The organism is Humiphilus diazotrophicus (genome assembly GCF_059726315.1).
Genome location: NZ_AP040870.1, coordinates 5,980,719 through 6,004,026, shown reverse-complemented (window position 1 = coordinate 6,004,026; position 23,308 = coordinate 5,980,719). Strand labels below are relative to the sequence as shown.

14 protein-coding genes are annotated in these 23,308 nt (G+C 49.7%); 3 read left to right on the top strand and 11 right to left on the bottom strand.

What is annotated here, in order from left to right:
- Nucleotides 1-70: 70 nt before the first annotated feature.
- The gene (locus AC6I7T_RS24555; RefSeq protein WP_497790399.1) at nucleotides 71-1,993 is read left to right on the top strand and encodes a tetratricopeptide repeat protein; all 1,923 of its coding nucleotides are present in this window, start codon (nucleotides 71-73) and stop codon (nucleotides 1,991-1,993) included.
- Nucleotides 1,994-2,017: 24 nt separating this feature from the next.
- On the opposite strand, the gene AC6I7T_RS24550 is transcribed toward AC6I7T_RS24555, so the two are convergent.
- Nucleotides 2,018-3,535, bottom strand: a complete 1,518-nt coding sequence (locus AC6I7T_RS24550; protein ID WP_497790398.1) for a type II secretion system protein GspD — start codon at nucleotides 3,533-3,535, stop codon at nucleotides 2,018-2,020.
- A gap of 356 nt (nucleotides 3,536-3,891) precedes the next feature.
- Here AC6I7T_RS24550 and AC6I7T_RS24545 point away from each other — a divergent pair, with 356 nt between their 5' ends.
- Nucleotides 3,892-5,655 (top strand): secretin GspD/PilQ domain-containing protein, encoded by a 1,764-nt coding sequence (locus AC6I7T_RS24545; RefSeq protein ID WP_497790397.1) that lies wholly within the window; start codon nucleotides 3,892-3,894, stop codon nucleotides 5,653-5,655.
- 163 nt (nucleotides 5,656-5,818) lie between these two features.
- Here AC6I7T_RS24545 and AC6I7T_RS24540 read toward each other — a convergent pair whose 3' ends face one another.
- The 4 genes from AC6I7T_RS24540 to AC6I7T_RS24525 form a co-directional block, all read right to left on the bottom strand.
- Nucleotides 5,819-6,130: a hypothetical protein gene (locus AC6I7T_RS24540; RefSeq protein WP_497790396.1), complete on the bottom strand. Its 312-nt coding sequence runs from the start codon at nucleotides 6,128-6,130 to the stop codon at nucleotides 5,819-5,821.
- A 96-nt stretch (nucleotides 6,131-6,226) separates the two neighbouring features.
- Nucleotides 6,227-6,649 carry a DUF3788 family protein gene (locus tag AC6I7T_RS24535; RefSeq protein WP_497790395.1) on the bottom strand — a complete coding sequence of 141 codons (423 nt, stop codon included), beginning with the start codon at nucleotides 6,647-6,649 and terminating at the stop codon, nucleotides 6,227-6,229.
- Between the two features lie 435 nt (nucleotides 6,650-7,084).
- Nucleotides 7,085-8,224 (bottom strand): phosphatidylinositol-specific phospholipase C1-like protein, encoded by a 1,140-nt coding sequence (locus AC6I7T_RS24530; protein WP_497790394.1) that lies wholly within the window; start codon nucleotides 8,222-8,224, stop codon nucleotides 7,085-7,087.
- Nucleotides 8,225-8,375: 151 nt separating this feature from the next.
- Entirely contained in the window at nucleotides 8,376-11,744 is a 3,369-nt protein-coding gene (locus tag AC6I7T_RS24525) for an outer membrane beta-barrel protein (protein ID WP_497790393.1), read from the bottom strand.
- A gap of 535 nt (nucleotides 11,745-12,279) precedes the next feature.
- Between AC6I7T_RS24525 and AC6I7T_RS24520 the strand changes: the two genes are divergently transcribed.
- The gene (locus AC6I7T_RS24520; protein WP_497790392.1) at nucleotides 12,280-13,482 is read left to right on the top strand and encodes a hypothetical protein; all 1,203 of its coding nucleotides are present in this window, start codon (nucleotides 12,280-12,282) and stop codon (nucleotides 13,480-13,482) included.
- A gap of 91 nt (nucleotides 13,483-13,573) precedes the next feature.
- On the opposite strand, the gene AC6I7T_RS24515 is transcribed toward AC6I7T_RS24520, so the two are convergent.
- From AC6I7T_RS24515 to AC6I7T_RS24490, 6 genes are all read right to left on the bottom strand, one after another.
- Nucleotides 13,574-14,545, bottom strand: coding sequence for an aldo/keto reductase (locus AC6I7T_RS24515; RefSeq protein WP_497790391.1), 972 nt, complete (start codon nucleotides 14,543-14,545; stop codon nucleotides 13,574-13,576).
- A 450-nt stretch (nucleotides 14,546-14,995) separates the two neighbouring features.
- Nucleotides 14,996-15,625: a hypothetical protein gene (locus AC6I7T_RS24510; protein WP_497790390.1), complete on the bottom strand. Its 630-nt coding sequence runs from the start codon at nucleotides 15,623-15,625 to the stop codon at nucleotides 14,996-14,998.
- A gap of 170 nt (nucleotides 15,626-15,795) precedes the next feature.
- The gene (locus AC6I7T_RS24505; RefSeq protein ID WP_497790389.1) at nucleotides 15,796-17,322 is read right to left on the bottom strand and encodes a Do family serine endopeptidase; all 1,527 of its coding nucleotides are present in this window, start codon (nucleotides 17,320-17,322) and stop codon (nucleotides 15,796-15,798) included.
- Nucleotides 17,323-17,356: 34 nt separating this feature from the next.
- Nucleotides 17,357-18,718 (bottom strand): M56 family metallopeptidase, encoded by a 1,362-nt coding sequence (locus AC6I7T_RS24500; RefSeq protein WP_497790388.1) that lies wholly within the window; start codon nucleotides 18,716-18,718, stop codon nucleotides 17,357-17,359.
- 13 nt (nucleotides 18,719-18,731) lie between these two features.
- Nucleotides 18,732-19,115 carry a BlaI/MecI/CopY family transcriptional regulator gene (locus tag AC6I7T_RS24495; protein WP_497790387.1) on the bottom strand — a complete coding sequence of 128 codons (384 nt, stop codon included), beginning with the start codon at nucleotides 19,113-19,115 and terminating at the stop codon, nucleotides 18,732-18,734.
- A gap of 208 nt (nucleotides 19,116-19,323) precedes the next feature.
- A complete protein-coding gene (locus AC6I7T_RS24490) occupies nucleotides 19,324-22,722 on the bottom strand; it encodes a TonB-dependent receptor (RefSeq protein WP_497790386.1) in 3,399 nt (1,132 codons plus the stop codon).
- Between the last annotated feature and the right edge of the window lie 586 nt (nucleotides 22,723-23,308).

The following is a 23,308-nucleotide window of genomic DNA, read 5'->3' as shown; positions in this document are numbered from 1 at the left end:
CAACTCAAAGCTTCCCAGAACAGGACTAGGTTCTGAAAGCAAACTCCCGATAAATCAGAAGCGTACACCATTGCCCGAAGTCTCTGGTTTACGCGCTACGCTAAAGAGGATGGCCCCGACGGCAATATCCTCCGAATCCTCTCAGCTGTTGGCTCTTGCTTTTGATGCCCACCGGGCTGGTAAGCTCGACGAAGCTACCTCTCTTTACCGCCAGTCCCTGCCATACCTGAAAGGGCAGCAGAATACAGCACTCTTAGCAGCTATTCACAACAACCTTGGAGCAGCACTTCGTGCACAAAACGACCTCCAAGGAGCAGAGATTGCTTTTACCCAAGCGATTACGCTTATGCCTGACTATCCGGAAGCGTACCTGAATCTCGGTGTTGTCCTGATGGATCAACACGAGTATGAGCGGGCCGCCACGTCGTTCAAGCGCGCACTAGAGCTTCGCCCCAATATTGCAGAGGCATATAACAACCTCGGTGCGGCCCTGAGAAGGCTGGGAAGACTAGACGAAGCGACACAGACATTTTCCCACTCGCTATCTCTCAAACCAGACTACCTTCCAGCAAAGATGAATCTGGCCTCGGTATACCAGGAACAAAATAAGCCGGAAGCCGCCATCGAATTGCTCCAGGAGATTGTAAAGAAATCGCCTGATTGCACCGAAGCTTATCTGAACCTGGGAACAATCCTCCACCAGCAGGAACAATACGAAGTAGCCGCAGAACTCTTCCAGAAGGTACAAAAGCTTAAACCCGATTGTGCTGAAGCTTACATAAATGCCGCAGCTCTGCTCAAAGATCAAAGACAACTGGAAGCCGCCAAAGCATCTGCTCAAATCGGGATACAGCTAAGGCCCGATTCTCCAGAAGCTCACTTGAACCTCGGAACCATCCTGCATGACCAAGGAAACTATCCTGCGGCAGAAGAGAGTTATCGCAATGCGATAACTCTTCGCCCCGGCTTCTTCGAAGCCCTTAGCGAGCTAGGCTCAGTACTAATATTGCAGCGCAACGCTTCTGGACTTGAGTACCTCAGACAGGCATTGCAGATTAATCCGGATTACGCAGCCGGTCATTGGAACTTGGCGGCAGCTCTTTTACGTTTAGGTGAGTACAAAGAGGGTTGGAAAGAACTCGAATGGCGCTGGCAATGGAATCGCTTCCCTTCCGAAAAATATAGTTTCCATCAGCCTCAATGGAAGGGAGAACCGCTACACGGCGAAACTATCCTTTTGTTTGCGGAACAAGGGCTCGGTGACACACTCCAGTTTGTGCGCTATGCACCATTAGTCGCCGAAAGAGGTGGACGAGTCATTCTTGAAGTTCAGCCCGCATTGAAAAGCTTGCTGAATAATCTTCCAGGCGTCGAACAGGTAATTGCCCACGGTGACCCTCTACCTGATTTCCAGTGGCAATGTCCGCTGATGAGTCTGCCGTTGGCATTCGATACCGCTGTTGACAGCATTCCGAATGCTGTTCCGTATGTCCCGCTTCCACAAGAGCGTGAGGAAACGAAAAGCCCAAAAGAGAAATTACGCGTTGGTCTCGTGTGGATTGGAAATCCGGCGCATCGAGGCGACCAGTTACGTTCTATTCCACACCAGCTATTGGCCTCTTTATCAGAGGTGCCGGGAATCGAGTTTATCGCTCTGCAACAGGGATTGAATAAAGAACAGCAGAAAGAAGCGGAGTCCGTTCTGCCGGTCCAATGGAGGCACTTCGAAGACTTCACCGAGACAGCAAAAGAGATCTGCACCTTGGACTTGGTAATCTCTATCGACACTTCCGTAGCTCATCTGGCGGGAGCCATGGGAAAACCTGTTTGGATACTCTTAGCACATGCTGCGGATTGGCGTTGGTTGTTGAATCGTGATGATAGTCCCTGGTATCCCACAGCACGTCTCTTCCGGCAATCACGTTTGGGTGACTGGGATGAGGTTCTGAAACAAGTGCGGCAGGAATTGAAATCACTGATTCAATACAGCTGAACCAGTGACAGTGCGGAGCAGGCTTTAGCGAATTGATTCCGCCTGGGCAGGCATCAGCCGTGCTCCATCCTCACCACCAATATTCGACCTTCTCGTGAGACGAGGGGTCACCATAATCACCAACTGCTGATCGGTTGTCTTTTTTGATTTATCGGTCGGTATAACTCCCGATCCTGAAGTACCGCCTATCTGCTGCCCATTCAGATTGCTGACAATCATCGTGCTCCAATGATTTTGGACGGTAAGATCCGATGAGAATTCCTGTTTATTGAGGATAGGAATGTCATTAAGACTACTACCAGCCAATGATTGAACCTTTATATAGAGGTGAAGAAGTACATCCCCACTTCGCAAGATATGCGGACTCACCTCAAGAGTCAGCCCAAGATCCTCATATTGAATTACCGGAGTCACACTAGCCGTGCCAATGGTTCCGCTACTCGAAATGGTGCCGTAGCTATACGATGAGGTCTTCACCGGATAACGGGAACCAATCAGAAGTTTGGCAAGTTGAAGATCGTCGAGTCGAAAGGTCGCAGCCTTAATCTCCTTGGTCGTGGAACTGGAGTACGACAGCGCTGCCGATGCTGAGCCAATACTGAGACCTGAAAGGCTAATCCCATTGCCGAAGTAGAAGAAAGGAGAACTCAAATCAGTTCCACTTCCATAGCCCAAGGCGAGAAGCGCTAATGCAATGCCCAGAGTGTCTCCTGAATTGACCACGCCGGAAGAGATCAATTGCTGTACTACCGATTGATTCTCGTTGATCAGGCTTGTTACTTCCGAATTCAGATTGAACATCTTTATTTGCTGCGGCAGGGTCACACCAATCTCTCTGTTATGGGTGTAGTCAATGGTGTAGATCTTCACGTCCAAAGAGATTTGAGGCCGAGGGAGCAAAAGTGTATCGATTACCGAATGAATCTGAGCCAAAGTTACTGGATCGCCTCGAAGCGTGAGACTGCCATTCCTCAATAGAGGTTTGTTCCCCGCAAGTGCTGTCTGCATAAAATCAGTCAGACCTTTCTTCTGTTCCTCATCCAGATTCGGGAGCAGGATCGTCTCTGTAAGCCAGTAATTGTATTTCTCTCTGTTCTCCTTTGTATCGGGAACGGCTAATACTCTCTTTTCCTCCACAGGAATAAAGAGGAGGTGACTCATCTTTCCCATAAGATTTGCTGCCGTGAGGTAGTCGGCGTCTCCGAGATCAATACGAATCGACTTTAGCTCGGGGGCAGAGCTAAATGCCAGATCGAGTCCATAGATCTGAAATCCCTGGCGCAGAACCGAAGGTAAAGGACCACGAAGATGCAGAGTCTTTAAGCCAGGCTCTGGAGATAAAGACACAGATGAAGGCTTGGAAACCAACAGAGGGTTCCCATCTTTTACTCCGAGTCCTGCTTCCTGAGCTATTGAGGCATTTCGAAAGGAAAGGCCATCTGCACTCAGCGGCAGATCCCACCGGTGTTCCTCTACCTTTTGTGCCTGCAGCACCTCGCCCATGAAGAGGAGGAGTAGCAGGAAAGGGCTCACAACTCTCATGCCTTTTGCTCACTCCATGCAGCCCCACAGCAAGCCGCCTTGTTCCCACCAACAAGATCTGCCGTGCTTTTCGGATCACTCACGCAGCTCACGATATATAAGACGCACGGTTACAATTTACGCTCGCTAATTCTTACGTATCGATTCCGGACGAGCACAAACCATAGCTTCTGCGTCTAGACTCACGAGAGAAGAAAGTAAGCAGAGCAAATACAAGGTCAACGAATTTTTTCTGTCTACTATTTCATCTCAATTACGTCTATCTACTGTTAAGGCGATGTCTAGCTTGGCCTCCGTTTTCCCCCTTGAGAGCAAGCTTGCCATTAAGCTGCCACTCCCTAGGAAATAGCCAAAATATGTGTCATCTATTTTTATTACATCGCTCTCTGCTGTCTAAAGCACTTTCCCTCCTTCTGGGAATTGGCCTGTTGACCTCCGCAGCTTATGGGTATGGAGAATCGGCATCCAAGCTGTACTCTCACGGAAAATCTGCAGAAGCCCACGATGACTATGAAGGGGCTTTCAGCTTTTACGAAAAAGCATTCAAAAAAGAACCCAAGGAAATCAAATACAAGGTCGCATACGAAAGATCGCGATTCGCCGCAGCCGAGTCGCATATACGCAAAGGGGAAAAACTGCGGGCAGACAATAAGCTCACAGCATCTCTGGTAGAGTTTCTCCGCGCTCTGGCAATCGATCCTGGTAGTGAGTTAGCAGAACAGGACATCCGCGAGACAAAAAAGCAAATTGACCAGCTCGAGAGCAAAGAAAAGAACAAGAGCACTCTTCCCCTAAAAGGTGCGCCTCCGGCTGAGCTGGTTATCAAAGACATGGAACCGATCACCCTGCATATGACGGAAACCAGTGCTGTGGCTTATCAGACAATTAGTAAGACAGCGGGAATCAACGTGATCATAGACCCGGAGTATACAGCGAGGCGGATTACACTCGACTTGAAGGAAGTTACACTCCTGGAAGCATTGCGCATCGTGGGCGATTTATCCAACAGCTTTTGGAAGCCCGTCACCCACAACACGATCTACATCGCCCAGAATACGCGTCCCAAACGGCAGGAAGTTGACGATCAGGCGATGCAGATTTTTTATCTGTCGAATGTTTCACAGCAGACCGATATCAATGATCTACAAACAGCGTTGCGCAATGTTCTGGCGAACACCAAGGTATTCGCCTTGTCTGCTCAGAATGCAATCGTGGTACATGGAACACCCGACGAGCTGTATCTTGCCCAAAGGATGATTGAGGCTTTGGATAGACCCAAGCCTGAGGTTCTGGTCGATGTCTGTGTGATGGAGGTGAACAGGGATAAACTTCGCAACATCGGCATTTCCGCACCGACCTCTGTTAGTGTTTCCTCAACCTCCGCTGCTTCGCTCAGCGACATCGGGAAAACATCGAAATATACCTATTCGATGGGAACAGCATCTGCCCAGCTTCTGCTTACAGATTCAGATACCAAGATTCTGCAGAACCCCAAGATCCGTGCCCTGGATGGCCAAAAGGCTACACTCAAGATCGGACAACGAATCCCCTATGCAACCGGAAGCTACACCTCTACCACCACGACGACGGGCGTACAGACACAATTCCAATATGCAGATATAGGCGTAAACATCGATCTCACGCCTACAATCCACAATGACCGGGATGTAACGCTCAAGATTGCCGTCGAAGTTTCTTCCGAGGCCGGCAGCCGGACCATCGACAATGTAGATGAGCCGATCTTCGGTCAAGAGAAGTCAGAGCAGGTTATACGGTTGAAAGATGGTGAAGTGAGTATCTTGTCGGGTCTGATTTCCAAATCAGATGCAGTCTCGGTGAGCGGCACTCCAGGGTTAGGAGAACTTCCACTGCTGAAATATCTCTTCAGTACGCAAAAGCACGAGATCAAGGACGATGAAATCGTGTTTATGCTAACGCCACATGTGGTGCGTGCCGTAGAAAACTACGAGGATTACACGAGGGAAATCCATACCGGATCGGGAGGAACTGTCAGAATAAACCGTGTCACCACCATTACCCCGACATCGGACAAGCCTGGCGACAGAACTGCACAACGCCCTACAGAACCTTCACCAGCCCCGGCAGATAAACCCAACTAGAGTGCTTCGGATTTCGACGTGAGAAGGAGATGGGGATCGCCATGAACTTTCTGTCGAAGGACTACTGCCGGGCCAAAATAAAGGGATGCCCATAAAGAACACCCCTTTATTTTGAGATTGCGATACGCTTCTTCAAACCCAAAACCTGGACAGCACGGACCAATCATCCAGCTACTTTGCCGTGGTTCAAAGAAGCAACTGCATCGGGACGATCTTTAACAACCTTCGCCTGCCGAGCGTTCTCTTCCCTCTGAGAATGAGAGGTGATTCCCTGTCCATCTCCGTCGGGAGTGCGCGTGGAGCTGGACCCTTCGAATGCTGCCTGTGCAGGAACAACATTGCGATTCCCGCGCGCGTTTGGCACAACATGCGGCCCTCGATTTGTACCCTGCTGGGCTCCTTCGTCTATTGCATGAAGGTCTTCTACCTGCATATCCGCTGAAGTATTCTGCTGTTTCTGTCCCTGGTCCCTCATACATCCTCCATTGACTGAGACGACAGCATAAGGCGAAAGCGTTGTCAGCGGGATGGAGGGTCAGAGTGGAAATACAGCATAGTTCAACGCTAAAAATCAGTTCTCAAGCTTAATCGAGGTGAGCTTCATAACCGGTGCTAAATCGGTAGACTTTTCTACATCAATCACGCAAGTCGTACCATTCGCATAGAGCGCAGGCTCTTCAATAATCCTCATTATTCTTTGCGAGAGGCCTCGGCTGCGGGCAACTCGCAGAGCCTTATCTTGCAATACAAAAGCAACATGAAAGCGTCTTCTCTCCGGAATCAGATAAAGGATTGTCTGATCTTTTCTCTTCAACTGCAGCGACCACCACCCGGCCTCCGGCGAATAGGATTTCCACTCCTGGATGTTGATAACGCCCCTCTTATCAAGGTTTGTAATGAAGCGATCCCATATCTCCTTAGCCGAGCCAAGCTCAATAGCCAGCTCTTCTTCCGTCGGTCTTTCCTTCTTGCCTAAGAAAGGACTCGCCAACATACTTCCTCCATACAACGAAGCAATGGGAGACTTACGCCCCACGATGACGCTTCAACCCAAAGTGATTCAGACAAACTTGATCAGGATCTGGATCGGCCTGGACATCCCCGAAGCAAGCAAAGAACGCAGGACAGGCTTCTCCCGAATCAATTTCGGCAAATTGCGACCGAGAAGCATCAATTTACTCTCACTGCTCCGTTGAAACAAGTAAAGAGATCATTAGCACATTCAGGAGTGATAGAAGTAAACCCCGGCGACACAGAGTCTCTCTTTTATGGCCGAAGAAGAGAAGGAAGAAGGATACCTTGGACCTTAGGAATAATGGAAGTTGTTTTTGAATAGAAGGGCTGAAAAAGATTGAGGCGTCTTCTCTCCGTAAAACCAGAGAAGACGCCTTCTAGAGCATATCGAAATCGTATTTACGATAGACCGTGACTAGTATTTGCGGTCAAGGTTTTCATCTTTGCAGCCGACAGGGAGGAGTACCGGATTACAGCGAGCTACAGCGGCGTTCGGAAAACTAACCGAATATCCGGTCCAGGAGGAAGGCTCTGAGGTGGGATAATCGGTGCTCAACATTTGGGCACCACTCTCGAAGGCCATATCGCGTTTCTTTGTATCGTTGGTACGCGCTTCTTCCGTATTTTCATCCGTTCGGGTCCGAACAAGATATCCCTTCTTCACCAACGCGGATATTTCCGCAACGGAGCCTTCGTTTTCTTCTGTAAACGCTGCATCCGGAGCACCGGGAGTTGCATTCGTAAAAATGATCCTCCCTTTCAGCGAAGGATGGCCTTCAAGATATACCGGTTCCATCTTTCGCTGATCCATCAAGAAGACGACCTTCCCCCGCGATTGCACAAGAGTCGGCCAGCCACTGCTCTGAATGGCTTCAGGCAACGTAGCGTGAGATCCGCGTACAAAATCAGGTGTAATGATCTCCTGAGGAGAAAAGACCGACAAGATCTCCTGATCAAGAAGGTCAAAGACCTTTGGGGTAAAGGACTCGGGGCGAACTGTAGATATTTTGCTGTGCAGTTCTCCATCCTTCGTTTCTACCAGGATAAAGATGGGAAGATGCTGGGGATGAACATGCGACCAATCGCGTACGTTTTGCAGGCAGGCCACAAAGGTCATGCAGGTACTGCGATAGTCAACATCCTGGACGTGAAGAACCTTGAATCCTGGACGCTTCATTAGTCCTTCCGGATCATAGACAGGCCCTGCAGGAAGACCTGCTTGTTTTACGAGACGAGGACCGGCAGGATCTGAATACAGCCCTCCCTTTTGATCGGCAAAGATATCCAGTTCGATTTGGCGAACACCTGCAGAAAGCTGGTCCTGTAATGGAGCATGGCGGTAATCCAAGCCATGGAACATCTTGGGGTTCTTTTCCTGCCACAACTTTGCTTCGCTGGGAGCGAAACCAGCATGATAACTATTGTGGGTTCCGATAACCTGAATCTGATTCAAGCGTACCGTTTCGTCCATCTTATCGGGTGCCTGACCTAAGGACGCTACGTAACCCAAGCTGAACAACGCACAAGATATAGACAATCGACCAAGTAGTCTCATTTGTCCCCTAGTGTGATCTGCTTATTGCTAACGCAAAAGGATGAAGAGCAGGGCGTGAATCACGTCCTGCTCTATCTTCAATCAGTTGATTCCCTCGAAAATTCTCCCGAGGGGAACTGCTGTATTACTCAAGATCATCTTCTAACCGCACCTAGAAGATAATCTTGGCAGCCAATTGAAGCTGACGGGCCGGGAAGGAGCTTGTGATGGTTCCGAACGTACTGCTGCCAAAGGTATTGCCCGGCTGCATATAGTTCACCTTGTTTAGCACATTGAACGCTTCGGCGCGGAAGTCCAGGTTCGAACTCTCGCTCCAGAGAGGAAAGGCCTTATGAAGTCCGAGATCAGCCTGGTAAAAGGCAAAGGAGCGCTCAGAGTTACGTGATACGTTGCCCCACGAGTAAGTTGTCGGATTTGCAAGGTTCGCGTTATTGAAGTACCCCTTCAACTGAGTCGCTGTCTTAACATGACTTGACGATGGCGCCGTAATGGCTCCACCACCAATTGCGTGTGAAGGTCGATAAGTCACCAGATCGGAAACATACAGCCCCGAGGATGTTGCTGGTGAATAAGTGATATTCACCGGAAGACCACTGGTCATCGTATTGACCAGGGTTATCTGCCATCCCCCCAAAGCTGTATTAATCAATCGCCCGGAACTTGCACCGAAACGACGGCCGTGGCCATAGGGCAGGTCATACACGATAGAAGCAGTGTCTGCCAGAGGCTGATCATAACCTGATGGGCCGTAATCCTGTCTCGGATTGGCATAGTTCACACGAGAATTATCACCACCTGCGGTTTCCAAGTGACCACTCGCGTAATCAAATCCCCGGCTGTAGGTAAAGGAGTTTAGAAGATATAGACCCACCTGGGCTCGTTTTTCTAGCTTAAACTGCAGCGAGTTGTAATTGGCAATTCCGCCGCCCCAAGCGATTTCGATGGATCCAAAATTCGATACAGGACGACGAGATTGCAGCGTGCCACAATTGGCGGTACAAGGAGTCGCTTGATTATAGTCACCGAGAATCTGCAAATGAGTAGACTTGTTTCCTACATAGGCCAACTCGGCGACGACTCCACCCGGCAGCTCTCGTTGAAAACCAAGATGGTAGCTCTGCACATATCCGGTAGAGAAGTTCCTCGGAATATAGCGGGTCGTGACATTCAGAGGATTGAAATAAGCCGGTGAAGTCAGGTACTGAGAGTATCCCTGCTGTGTTTGACGGAAGCAGGCAGACTGCAGTTGAGTATCGTTGGTACAAAGCGAAGTAGGACTTGGAGCGACTTGGGCGCTGATATTTGCGTTTACAACATTAGGACCATTGTAGGTTAAGTTGTTTTCGCCTCCGGCCCTATTCCACTGGGTAAAGCTGATACCGTAGCCACCACGAAATACGGTCTTTGGCGTAACCGAATAGGAGAAGCCGAAGCGAGGTCCGATATTCTTGACCGGAAGATTCACTTGAGCACGATCATAGATATCCCCCTTCGTAGCCTGAACCAGAGTATTGGTCCTGGGATCGAAGTTCGCGAGCTTGTTGTCGCGCTCCCACTGCGGTGTCGCCAGTTCATAGCGGAGACCGGCATTGATAGTGAGACTCGGCAGTACCTTGATATCATCCTGCAGATACATAAAATTGAAGCGCTGACGAAGATTGACGACTACGTAATTTGTCAATGAGTAAGCACTACGATTCCCGAACATAAAGTCGGCGAGGTTACGCGCCTCTTGCAATTGTGCAGACAATGTCGTACCGGTTGCAGGAGAAGCAGATTTTGAAGGATCTCCGTTCGAGGCATATGTCCCGGCATAGTTATCCTGGCCATAACTGGGGTTAAAGTCATTGACCTGGGTATTCACGGCCTGGTACTCATAGCCAAGCTTTAGACTGTGTTTTCCCTTTATCCAGGTGAAGTTAGCTTTGGGGTTGTATATCGTTGGATTCTGGAACTGAGGATTCGAGGATTGTGCACCGAACTGGGTGTATCCCGTTACTGATTGCGCATTGAGAGAACGTACCACCTTCGGATCGGTTGGCAGACCATCTGTGATGCCATTTTCTACAAGCATCGATGTCTGACCTTGCCCGATAGGAAACTTACCACCCTCGTTCTTTGACCATCCGAAGCGAAGATCCAGCAATTTTGTAGCCGAAATTGTCCAAGTAGCTCCGACCGCAATGTCACGATTCAAGATGCTGACATTGCCGTTGGAATTGCCACCGGCTCTTCCGGGAATAGCTGGCGGATCAAAGATATGCTCACGATGCTCGCTATAACGGCCAAAGGCTGTCCATGCCTGGTTGAAGGTATGGTCGACACGGGCATCACCCTTATCATCGTTGATCGTGCCACGTGGAGTAACGGAAAAGTTATTCGATAATCCCGCTACAGTAGGAGCCGGCAGTGCATTCAACACAGCTTTGGCAAACTGCGTCATATCGCTCTGCGGAATTACGCCCAAATACGTTTTGCCGGTAATAGGGTTCTTGAGCGGAATTGCATTGTTCGGATTCGTCGGATCGTCATTCACATAGAAGAGGCCGTTGCGCTGATTTGCCGATGGCAAAGTTGAGGTGCTGGCCGCATTATTAAAAATCTGGCGCATTCCCTCATAATCGCCAAATACGAAAGTGTGGTCCTTCCAGATTGGCCCCCCAAGCATTCCTCCGAACTGATTACGAATAAACTTCGGCTGCTTTGGCGCTCCAGGCGCAAGGAATGGACCAGTGGCATTCAGAACCGTATTCCGCATGTAATCCCAGGCGCGACCGTGAACTTGATTCGTGCCCCGACGAATCGCAGCATTGATCACAGCACCTGAAGAACGGCCGTATTCCGCAGAATAGTTGTTCGTCTCTACCCTGAACTCACTCACTGCATCCGGAGAAGGAGAGATATTCTCGTTCGCGAAGCCCTGGTTGGAGGTACCGTAATTATTGTTATCTAGACCATCGAGGAGAAAGTTATTGAAGGCCGAACGCTGGCCATTGATATTAAAAGAGCCTTCGCGGCTTGTCGTGGTTCCGTTATTTTCCAGTGCAGATTTACGCGCACCTGGAACAAGAAGCACCAGATCAGCGTAGGAACGTCCATTTAATGGCAGGTTCTCAACCTCACGTGTACCGACAACCTGCCCCCGCGAGCTTGTCTCCGATTCAAGCATTTGCGCAGCCGCCACGACTTCAACTGTCGTAGCAGTCGATCCTGCGTGTATGGTTACATCGACACGCTGGCGGGCGTTGGTGGTGACGGTAAATGTTTCCGTGCGTGCGCTGTCAAAACCAGTAGCTTCTGTCGAGACCTGATATTGACCAATCTGAACACTACCAAATTCGTACTTGCCTTCACCGTCGGTCTTGACGACCTGTTTCACATTGGTCGCCAGATTCGTTAACGTGACTTTCACATTTGGAACAACAGCTCCAGAGGTATCCCTTATATACCCAAGTACGGATGCTGTCTCAAATTGCGCTTGCGCTGCTGGACTCTGAAATAAAAAAGCGACTATAAGCATCGCAAATACGCCGATCCTCCAAACAGACCGGTGCGGATTTGCGAAAGGCTTATTCACTTGTGATTCGCATGGGGACTTCATATCTATGCTGTTTCCTCTATTCCTGACTGGAATGATCTGGGTAGCTTTATTTTGCGCACTTCATCAGAAGACAATGAAGGTGTAAATACTGTTCATACCCCTCCCTTTACACCTCTCGTTGCCTTTGTAGATTCAATTATTTAGAAGAATTTTTCTCTGACAGATTCACACATTTTTCATCATGCTTCGCTACGCTGTTCTTGGACGGCTCGTACTCAAAAAGATCGGTTATCGACAACCTGTACGATCAAAAACCCGCCCTATATTACTTGTGCCGAGGTACAAAATGCATCTGGAAATGGGAGAAAGAGTAGAAAGACCAGACTCGTCCCCAAGTCCAGAACAAGAACAGTGGCAACTAACAGAGCGTATCGCCTGCAGCAAGAGTTTTTCAAGGTCTCAGTTCCTTTCACGCTTTTTGCTCTATGTGTGCGACCGGAAGCTACAGAATCGAGTGCAGGAGATTACAGAGCAGCAGATTGGAGTCGCTGTTTTTGGCCGTCCTTTCGGCTACGATTGCGGGGAAGACAATATTGTCCGCAACTATGCAAGGACGTTAAGACGCAGGCTTGAGGAATATTTTGAGGGGGAGGGGCACAACGAAATCTGGCGCATCAGCATTCCTCGCGGCGGATATACTCCGGTTTTCAGCCTCTGCGAAGCAAAAGAAATTGAACCTGTTTTGTCTCTGTTGTCACCCGATGATGTCCTGGAAACAGCATATGAAACAGCAGGAGAGATCAAAGGCGAGGAAGAGTCGCACGAGAAGATACCCCTCACTGATCAGCTACCTGCATCAAGCTCCTCCCGAAAGAGCTACTGGGGAACAGGTGCTGCCGCCACATGTTTGCTACTTATTCTCTGTTGTGCGGTTTATTGGGGATATCAACGAATAGGATCAAAGACTCCCGCCCACACACTCTGGAAAGAGATATTCGCGAGTGGCCAAAATACTTTGCTGGTTCCCGCCGACAGCGGAGTTGGAATTCTTCAGAATCTGATGCAGCACCCCATTCACGTTGACAGGTACGAAACGGGCAACTACTTCAATACAACAGACGCCGGATCGCAACCCTCGATACACGGACTCGACGACTTACGGACCCAGCGTTACACCAGTGTCACAGACCTGGATATCATTCTTTCGCTCTACCGACTTCCGGAACTGAAACCCGATCACGTTCTTGTCCGCTTTGCCCGCGACCTGACAATCGATGATATGAAGCAGTCCAATATCATCTTTCTGGGATCTTCCCATTCCAATCCTTGGGTAGAGATTTTCGAGAAAGAACTCAATTTTCAATTTGTTTACGGCGCTCACGTTGACGATTCGTTTATCAGAAACAAACGACCCCAACCAGGAGAGCAGGCGGAGTACATCAATGAATGGAATCTTCCCTCACATCGCACCTATGCAGTTGTGGCGCTGAGACCTAATCTCGGAGGGAATGGCTGGGTCTTGATCATTGAGGGGTTGAACATGGCCGGAACGCAGGCAGCTGCAGATACGCTGTTTCAGAGTCCGGCAATTCAGGATTTCCTGAAGAAAGTCACAGCATCCAGGGCTCGATTACGTCCCTTTGAGTTACTCATAGAAACAACCAGTCTTGGCGCCCAGCCAGGCCGCTGGCGCATCTTAACTTCACGCATTGAGTAGCAGATATTTCGAGTCACAAAGGGTGGCCATTTCCCTCAAATAACGGCCACCCTATTTTCACTCCAGACCTACAGCGAATTCTGAAATGATCCTAGTCCGACCAGCGTTGCGGAGCGCGATCCCACCGGTGCTTCCTCAAAACATTGAGTAACGAAGCATCCACAGATCCTACGTCGCTCAAGGCAATATTTTGACGAACATGCTCCAACTTTCTCATCCCCACAATCATCGTGCTCACGGCAGGATGAGTAAGGATGAAGCGCAACGCCGCCTCAGGGACAGAGATACCTTCTGGTAGGTCAGCACGAAGAGCCTCGACACGCTTCACTGTTTTAGCGAGATTTTCGGGATTAAAATACTTGGCGCGCCAATCGCTTTCAGGGAATGTCGTCTCCATCGTCATCTTGCCGCCCAAGCTTCCTTCATCCAGAGGAACTCTGGCAATCACGCCAACATTCAATTCCTGACATACGGGAAAGAGATTATCTTCCGGAGCTTGATCGAAAACGTTATAGATTACCTGCACAACGTCGACCAGCCCGCCATGGAGTGCTTTAATCCCATTGTCAGGTTGCCAGCGATTCAAGCTAAGTCCGAATGCTTTGATGATGCCGTCCGATTTCAGCTTATCGACGGTCTCCTTAAATTCCGATTCTTCAGCCCAGCTGTCATCCCAAACATGGAACTGAAGTAGATCAATCGAATCGGTTCCCAGCTTCTTGCGAATTTGATCCGCATAGTGAAAAACATGCTCTGCCGGGAAGACGTCCTGATACTTGTCCTTTGGAGATGCCGGCCACTTCTGGTTCTTGGGAGGAATTTTTGAGGCTGCATAAAGACGCTTCTTCTTGTTCCGCGCAATGATTTCGCCCAGAAGGCGATCACTGTTCCCTTCCCCATATGCCCAGGCACTATCGAAAAAGTTGCAGCCAAGATCCACAGCTAACTGCAGAGCAGCAAGGGACTGCTCATTCTCCGAACCCGACCAACCGCTCATGCCCCAAAGACCATGGGCAATATCGCTAATCTCAAAACCAGTACGACCAAGCTTGCGATACTTCATCTCATCTCCTGAAACAGTTCTCGCCCGAGTCCAGACGCAAGACCGAAAAGATTCCGTACCTCGCCTTAGGAAGATCTCCTTTTCACGATCCCGGTAGAAGGCATAGCACCGCGAGAAATGCTTTAGCAACTAGACTCCATGAGAGAACAGCAAAGGTCAAATCCAAAGGCGCCTATCTAGGACGAATGACCTATTCGTTCGTATACAACGGAACACGCCACGAGTCACATAGTGAACCTCGGTTACCACTAGAACACCACACGCATGAAAATAAGCAAAATTTCTGAAAATAACTCCGGCAGGCTATTGAATTGAATCATTCTCAAGAGGTATGGTTATGCTCAAGAAAACAAGAGAGAAGCCAGGGGAAGGTAAACGCCAGTCGCGTTTTAGGCGCGATGTGGATAACTCTGCTCCGGAGGATGGGAAGACATCCTGTGGTAAAGCAAGCTACTGCGCAGAATCTCCAGGCAACAGCTTCTGAGGCAGAGAAAGCAAGTGTGCTTTACCACTCTCCCAGTCGATCTTCCAGATGCGATCGAAGAGTGTTTCCGGCCAATCAGGAGCTTCTGTAGCTCCCAAAGTTGTTGCGAGTTCTCTCATCTCGGCATGGTGCCAACTAATCAGCACAACCTTACCCGCATACTTCCCCGAGTTGAGCTCTTGTACTAATGCAGAGACATCACCCCGGCCATATCGATTCTCAATAGGTATACCCAACATCTGCGATAAAGGAACAATCGTCTCTACCGGCCGATTGCTCTTCTTGGTAGCGTGTGTTGCGAACAATGCATCGGGCCTTCCCAAAGGCAGGGGATCTGAGGTGAGAAAAAGAGATGGGATGGCCTTGGCACGTTCTACTCCTCTTGCAGATAGATCGGGAGACTCAGCCTCTGCCGGGGGCTTCTCAGCGTGGCGAATAATGAGAACCATCTTTGGCATCTTCTGATTTTGCGATGAAGATGCCGACCGCTCTTCAACTCCAGACAGAGCTGCCGCACTTGCATTTAGAGGAGATTCCAAGGAAGCAGCCATAGACATAAAGATAACAAGCAATGCAATACTGCGCCTTACGTTCATGGCACTCCTGCGGTTGTAGGGTAATTTTGATTCTCCCATAGCTGGAACGCAATACCATTAAGCCCTTATCAAATGAACGCGCAAAACAGAAACCTCATTCAACTCACTACAGAATCGTAGCGAGTTGAATAAGGCCACTGGTTAAGATTGATGAACTCCGAGCTTTACCCTTACATTCCAGCATTACTGCTTGGTGCAGGATGAACAACCCGATAGCTGGCACCACCATTCGACCAGACCAGCAATAGAAGATCCTGGTCTTTAGGCAGGTTCTGTACCTGACGTTTGAAGTTGTCGACTGACTCTACAGGGCGGCGATTTACTTCTTCAATCACATCGCCCTTCGCTAAACCGGCATCCTCCGCAGGACTGGCGTCGCGTACATCCTGCACAACAACTCCATGGACACGCTCGGGAAGGCTCAGCTGACTTTTGAGATCTGGAGTTAGATCGCTGACCGATACCCCGAGCCGAACGCCCTTCTCAGAGCTGGAGTCCGAAGCATCGGCTACCTGTTGATTGTTGTGAAACTCACCCAGTTTCACCTGCAGAGTCTGGGGCTTGCCATCACGAATGATGTGCATTGCAACATCAGTCCCAGGCTTACGAGAACTTACACTCATCTGAAGATCGGTTGAGGTCGTAACCTTGTCTCCATCGACTCCGGTAATTACATCTCCAGCCTTCAAACCAGCTCGTCCAGCCGGAGAATCGGGAGTTATCTGCGAGATCAAGGCACCGCTATAGTCCTTCAGGTCAAAGAACTTGGCATTCTGCGGAGTTACATCGTTGATGCTGATTCCAAGATAACCGTGATGAACAGCTCCATCCTTAATCAGCGCCTCAACTGTCGGGCGAACAATCTGCGTTGGAATTGCAAATCCCGCACCGGCAAAGCTACCCGTATCGGAGACCAGGAAAGTATTGATTCCCACAACCTCCCCATGGGCATTTACCAATGGGCCGCCGGAGTTTCCGCGGTTGATTGCAGCATCAGTCTGAATAAATCCACCGGGCTTGCGAAGATCGTCGGCAAAGGGGTTTGGGCGATTTACGGCACTTACGATGCCTCTTGTTACAGAGAACTGAAACACGCCAAAGGGGCTGCCAAAGGCGAGTACAGTCTGCCCCGGCTTCAATTGGGCGGAGTCTCCCCACGGAATGCTGGGCAAGTTGGAGGCATTCACCTTAATGACAGCCAGATCGGTAAGCTTATCTGTTCCAATTAGCTTTGCAGGCAAACTCCTTCGATCATTCAGGGTCACACGAATCTCAGTTGCTCCGTGCACAACATGTTCGTTGGTCACAATATATCCGTCAGGAGAGATGATGGCTCCGCTTCCAATGCCATGCTCTATCTGCTGCCGGGGATGCGCCATACGTGGATCTTGTCCAAAGAAGCGAAAGAACTGCGGCATCTGATCCGAATCAGCAGGTTCCTCCGTTGCGCGAGCTGTAACCGCGACATTCACAACCGCAGGAGTTACGCGCGCTGCCACCGACTCTACAGCGCGATCCAGAGCAGTCAAGGACGACACACTGGCATCGTCGATAGGTGCCGCAGCAGGAGAAGCTGCTGCATGTACCGGCGTATGTCCGAAGAAAAATGCTGATCCCGTCAGGATTCCCGCTAACGCAATAGCAGGAAGAGCCAGCCGCTTCGGACTTACTATTAATTTATTAGTTGATAGAGACATAATTTTTAACCTCTCAAGCATTTCGAATTCACACTTAAATCTGGAAGATGAACCAGCCCTGGCGCAGCTGAGCGGCAGGGCTTGCCTTAGTTGAAGAATCTTCTGTGAGGATGAGTGCCGTCCGTTGTACTTGGACAGTAGCGGAAGATTCCCAAACAGAGAGAACAATCACAACCTGGCTATTCGGCTTTGCCGCGTCTGTAACAGCAGCTACTTCTTGCACAACAGGAGCCGGGGTCTGGCCTAACGCTCTGCGAGCAGGAACTACATCTCTCTGTTTTCTTACTTCTTTAACAGTCTTAACAGGAGACGCAGATGGAAGATGTAGAGCAGCCTGCTCCAGACTTGCTCCTGGTATCTTGACTGCCTGCAGGCCGGTAGAGATCTGTAACTTTTCCGGTGCGGCAAAGGCAATCCATTGCGGACACTGAGTAAGAGCTGTTGTACCTCCGAGGATTGCTACCAGGAATCCAGCAGCAACACCACGGGCAACCAGGAGACTTGAATTACGTCCCCGGCTCAGCAGGCTATGAACACGGCGCGACAATTCCGATTGCTTTTCTACAGCTCCGGGAGCCAGAACCGCCGTCCGCTGTGCAAGCCTTTTGCCCGCCAGAGTTGTAAGGCATGCAGCATACTCGCGTGCCGTAATCTCAGCACCTAGTACGGCATCGTCACATGCCATCTCACGTTCGAAACAGAGATGCTTCTCGATCCAATAGAGGGCAGGATTGAGCGGAAGCAACGCACGAAGAAATTTCTGAAACAGATTTGTCCAGTCATCGTATCTGCGAAGATGTGCAAGCTCGTGAAGCAAAACCTGCTTCAGCTGAACTGCAGAAAACTCCTCCCACAGCCACCGGGGCAATACAACCATAGGACGTAAAAAACCGATTGCACTGGGAGTATCCAGAGTATCGGAGAGATGTAGCTCTACCTTCCGGCCGGTTTCGTGAAGAAGCATACGGAGATCTGCACTCAGCGCCTCAGATGCAACCGCTGTTGAGGTCCTGCGCACCTGCTGCAACCTACGCAGATCCAGAACCAACCTGACAGCATGAAAAAAGGAGGCCACGATCCAAACAAAAGTAATTCCAATAGCCCAACGGGAGTCAAAGTGAAGAACAAAATGCGGCGCTACAGGCTGTTGCAGAGAAACGCCGATCTGCTCCGTATGCAAGGGAACAGGGAGGAACCGTAGAAAGGGCAATACAGAGATGGCAAAGAAGGAGATAGTCCAGACGACGAAACGAGTGCTGGCACTGATTTTTGGAAGCATCTTCAGGCTAAGCCAGACACCGGTTGCCAGAGCCATTCCCTGCCAGACACTCGCAATCCAGGATTCGGCTGCCAAAGGAGCCACGATCTGCAACACATCCATCCCACTGATTGCCATGCTTGTTCCTCGCCTACTCCGCTTCCGTACGCGCGATCGCTTCTTTTAGACGTTCCAACTCCTCGGGAGTGACATCCTTATCCCCTAAAAGCGAAAGCACTAGCCGCTCTCTTGAATTTCCAAAGAAGCGGTTTAAGATGTGGCGAACCTCGGATTGACTCGCCTCGTCCTCTGCAATAACCGGGGTATAGTAGAAGGCTCGCCCCTCTTTCCTATGTTTGACGTAGCCCTTCCGCTCCAGGATTCGAATCGTTGTAAGCACAGAGGTGTAGGCCAAAGCGCTCTTTTTCGGAAGAGCCTCGGTAATCTCGCTCACGGTCGACTCTCCTCTCGTCCAGAGGATCTTCATTAGCCGTAATTCCGCTTCCGTTAGCGTAGGTGATTTCTTTGGTGGCATTGCAAAACCTGTTTGCGAGCCCAACTCCGACTCACAAACCGATCCTAACGCCGCCCCCGATTTTCGTCAACTAATCAATTAATAATTACAAAAGCCCATGAAAACAGCGGATTTGTAATTGGGAAATGAAGTGAAAAGGAGAAAAGCAGATCTCAGGAGGGAATAAAAAAGAGAGTGCGTAACAGAAATGTTACGCACCCTCTTTTAGCTAGAAGCGGTACTTCAATGCGAATTGGATTTGACGCTGCTGAGAACGGGTGCTCTGAACGAGTCCCCATCCCGTAGTTGCGGAAGCGCTACGTCCAGGATTGTTATAGCTGGAGATATTGCCTACGTTATAAGCATCAACGCGGAATTGCAGTTCGTGCTCGCGGTATTTGATTGCCTTGAATCCGGCAGCATCGACTCCACGGAATCCTGCCGAACGCTCGGAACCGATGCGGGCATTTCCGAAAGTACCCGCGGCGGGAATACCGTATGCACAAACGCCATCATCCACTCCCTGAGCACAAACCTTAGCAGAGGGATCGTTGCCCCACCAGTTTGTCACCTTCCTATTCTCAATCTTCATCTTGCGATAGTGGTTAGCACGACCAGTGGACTGATTTACGCCCGCCACATTCGATGCCTGAATCGTGACAGGGAATCCCGTATACAAAGTAGCGTTACCGCTCAGCTTCCATCCACCTACAAGGGCATCCAACCAGGAGTTCATGTTGTTGCCAACCAGCTTGCCTCGCCCGAAAGGCAACTCTACAACCCAAGTGGAGGTCAGGTTCTGTCGAATATCGAAGCCGGCAGGACCGTATTCTGCATTCAGGTCATAAGCACTCTGCGGAGTATTTGCACCACCGGAAATGTTCGAGGGTGCGGCATAGCCCTGAGCATTTGTCAGGTTCTTACCGTAAGTGTAGTTCGCCGTGAAGGTGATACCGTGTCCGGCACGTTTGCGGTAGATGATCTCGCCCGCATTGTAGTTTTGCGTACCTTCACTCTCGTATAGATTTACGGAGCCGTTTTTCCCCACCAAACTCTGATAAGGAGCTGTTGCTGCCGAAGATGAGGTGAGCTGGTTAATGTTCCGAAGGTTCAGAAGATGGTTTCCAATATTGCCGACATAAGCCAACATCAGCGACTGAGTATTGCTGAGCTGATATTCCACTGCAATGTCGTAAGAAGGAACGAAAGCCGGCCGAAGCTTATCAGGCCAGGTGTTGTAGCTTGTGGCATTTATGGCAGATCCAGTAAAGCCATTCGCAGGATTGACGGCGCTTCCGCCGGAGGTCTTTGTAGGTACGGTGCCCGTTGCTCTCGCTTGGCTACTGAAAGGGGCATTTGTTGCATGGCCTACAAAAGTATTGAAGTCCATGAACGTGATGCTGGAAAAGCCTCCACGAACCACCATACGAGGCGTTGGCTGCCAGGCAAAACCGATGCGAGGATCAACCTGCCCATGGAAGGGATTGTAAAGAGCACGGCTGGCCCCATTCACACCCGCATAGACAAGCGAACCGCTTGCGATATCGACTTTGGCAATTTTGTTGTGAACTTCATAAGCCGGCTGATCATACTCATACCGAAGTCCGGCGTTAAGTGTAAGAGAGGGAGTTACCTTCCAGTCATCCTGGAAGAAATAGGACGAACGCAGCTGGCGCATTCCTACTCGACCTGTAGCGCCAATAGTAATGGCCGATTGATAGCCATAACCTAAAACGAAGTCAGCATAATCATATCCTTCCGACTGCCCGGCTGCTGGATTACCAGTAAAGTATCCGCTGTAAGAAAACGACCCCAGTGTGCCGTTCGTGTTTGGCTGGAAGTTGTTCTGATACCAGATAAACTGCGCACCGGTCTTGAAAAGATGGTGTCCATGCACGATTGAGAGCGTATCGCCATACTCAAGATTGTTATCCAGAGCCAGACGGCCATTCGCTGTGGTCCCCACGTCGGAAACCTGCTGACCGTTTGTAGTTTCAGAACCACCCATTGTCTGCAGAGTAAAACCGGGAGCCGTCTGAGCAAAGGCGAGAGGAATGCCTACCAGGCTGTTTCCCTTCGTTCCGAAGATTCCGCTGTAATCGTGGTTGTAGCTGTTGTACGCCATGCGTGTGAAGCCTGCACGGAATTCATTAATTACAGCGGGAGAAAAACTATGGATATAGTTACCGACCGCACTGGTAAACGGAAACTCGGAAATTAGCGGGAAAGAAACAGGAATGCCAACCGTGCTTCTTCCATCCCAGGCACGTCCTACGGACACACGACCAAAAACGCTGTCATTATCGGTGATTTTCCAATCGATCTTGGCATCTCCTTGATCGTTTCTCTGCAAGGATTTGCTGACAGCAGCAAGATAATTGTTCATGATCCCATCGGGAGCAGTGGATGTCTGATTAGGTAAAGGATAGATTTCCGGATGCGCAAAAAGATACTTGGCCACCGGATTATTGATCGGCACCTTGTTATTAGCAAAAGGAGCAAAGTTGTTCTGTGAATCGTAAAGCTGAACCTTTTTCCCGGTAGCAGCTTTATACGCATCGCTTAAATAAACGGAAAAGTCGCCACTACGGAAGGACTGTGGCGCCACGCTTGTGGAACCACGGGATGAGTTGGGGCGTCGATAGCCGCTGTAATCAATGAAGAAGAAGAGCTTGTCATGGCGAATGGGACCGCCGAACGTCCCGCCAAAGGTCTGTTGCGTATACTTCGTCCGGACATTGTGAGGAGTCGTCCTCTTGTTGCCAAAGGTATTCGCGTCCTGATGCCAGTTCTGCAAATAATCGAAAACACTGCCATGGAAGGTATTGGTGCCGCTCTTCAAGACTGTCAGAATCTGACCACCGCTACCGGAACCGAATTCTGCAGCAGGATTGGTACTGACGACTGTGACTTGATCAATAGCATCTGGGCTGGGGTTGTAGCCAGGCATTCCGAATGCATTTGAAAAATTTGCCCCGGTATCGAAGAATTGAAGGCCATCCAGGGTGTAATTATTGGTAACCGTACGATTGCCGTTGATGCTTGGTGCTGTGGCGGTACTCTGCTGACGCACGCCAGAGTTGTTGGGGCTGCCGGTAGCTCCGTTCCATTGATTCTGGTTCGTCAAGGCAATACCCGGCATGAACTGGGTCAGCTGATTGAAGTTTCGTCCATTGACGGGAATGCTCTCGATCGTCGTCGTGTCGACAACACTGTTGATCGTTCCATTCTCGGCATTCAGAAGAGGGACCATATCCGCTGTAACGCTTACGGAAGTGCTGGTTCCGGCTACTGCAAGATGCCCATCAACTTTCAATTGCTGGTTGGTTTCCAAGGCAAAGGGACCAACAGAATAAGACGAGAAGCCCGGAGCCGTTACAACAACTTTGTAGGTACCGATATGAAGAAAACGCAGAGAATAGATGCCTTCCTCATTCGTTATTGCAGTTGTCGACACATTGGTTTCCGTCTCGGTAGCGGTAACAGTGGCACCCCGAATAGCCGCTCCCGTGTTGTCCGATATGGTGCCGGTGATGCTTCCAGTAATAGTTTGAGCAGCACCGGGGATACATCCAGTAACAATGAGCGCAAGCGCTATCGCACACTGAAATAAGAGTTTATGGCGCATAATTCGTCCTCCCGAAGGACCTGTACAACCCTTGTCTGCCTCCCCCTTTCCGCCCTCCGGGAGAAAAGAGAAAGGAGCAACATGTTCTGATCGTTTTCGACCTAATTGAACAGATTGTGTAGAAACTATCTCGTCCCACTAACGGTTTGCAAGAGAAAATCAACAATCGTGAATAAAATAAATACATTATGTCGACAACAAGCATTCTTGGCGGAAATCATGAGACAAAACGCGCCAAAACGGAAGGTTCATGTTGAGAAATAAATATATTATTTTCAGTCATATACATGCAAATAACGGACTCCGTTTTAAACCACTTCTAGGTTCACTTTCAAAAGTGGCATTTAATTTTCTTTTTTGCCTATCATTTTGCATATTGTCGACATATTGCCGATCACAAGACTTCACCAGGAGTACGGTTTACTCTCCATCGCAGTTGAACCGGGTAGAGGAAAATGCTCTCCGGATATTCATAGAAGAAGCTCGACAGAGATCTCAAGAAAGATGGCAGAGTGTTCGAAGACCGGCAGGAGAGAGCGACCTACCTGGAAAACTGATCATTATCGGGGTAAAAAGTCAGATCACA

Excerpts from the sequence above, each read along its gene's own strand:
- AC6I7T_RS24550 (WP_497790398.1), bottom strand. The coding sequence starts at position 3,535 with ATGAGAGTTGTGAGCCCTTTCCTGCTACTCCTCCTCTTCATGGGCGAG.
- AC6I7T_RS24545 (WP_497790397.1), top strand. The coding sequence starts at position 3,892 with ATGTGTCATCTATTTTTATTACATCGCTCTCTGCTGTCTAAAGCACTT.
- AC6I7T_RS24540 (WP_497790396.1), bottom strand. The coding sequence starts at position 6,130 with ATGAGGGACCAGGGACAGAAACAGCAGAATACTTCAGCGGATATGCAG.
- AC6I7T_RS24535 (WP_497790395.1), bottom strand. The coding sequence starts at position 6,649 with ATGTTGGCGAGTCCTTTCTTAGGCAAGAAGGAAAGACCGACGGAAGAA.
- AC6I7T_RS24530 (WP_497790394.1), bottom strand. The coding sequence starts at position 8,224 with ATGAGACTACTTGGTCGATTGTCTATATCTTGTGCGTTGTTCAGCTTG.
- AC6I7T_RS24525 (WP_497790393.1), bottom strand. The coding sequence starts at position 11,744 with ATGCTTATAGTCGCTTTTTTATTTCAGAGTCCAGCAGCGCAAGCGCAA.
- AC6I7T_RS24515 (WP_497790391.1), bottom strand. The coding sequence starts at position 14,545 with ATGAAGTATCGCAAGCTTGGTCGTACTGGTTTTGAGATTAGCGATATT.
- AC6I7T_RS24510 (WP_497790390.1), bottom strand. The coding sequence starts at position 15,625 with ATGAACGTAAGGCGCAGTATTGCATTGCTTGTTATCTTTATGTCTATG.
- AC6I7T_RS24505 (WP_497790389.1), bottom strand. The coding sequence starts at position 17,322 with ATGTCTCTATCAACTAATAAATTAATAGTAAGTCCGAAGCGGCTGGCT.
- AC6I7T_RS24500 (WP_497790388.1), bottom strand. The coding sequence starts at position 18,718 with ATGGCAATCAGTGGGATGGATGTGTTGCAGATCGTGGCTCCTTTGGCA.
- AC6I7T_RS24495 (WP_497790387.1), bottom strand. The coding sequence starts at position 19,115 with ATGCCACCAAAGAAATCACCTACGCTAACGGAAGCGGAATTACGGCTA.
- AC6I7T_RS24490 (WP_497790386.1), bottom strand. The coding sequence starts at position 22,722 with ATGCGCCATAAACTCTTATTTCAGTGTGCGATAGCGCTTGCGCTCATT.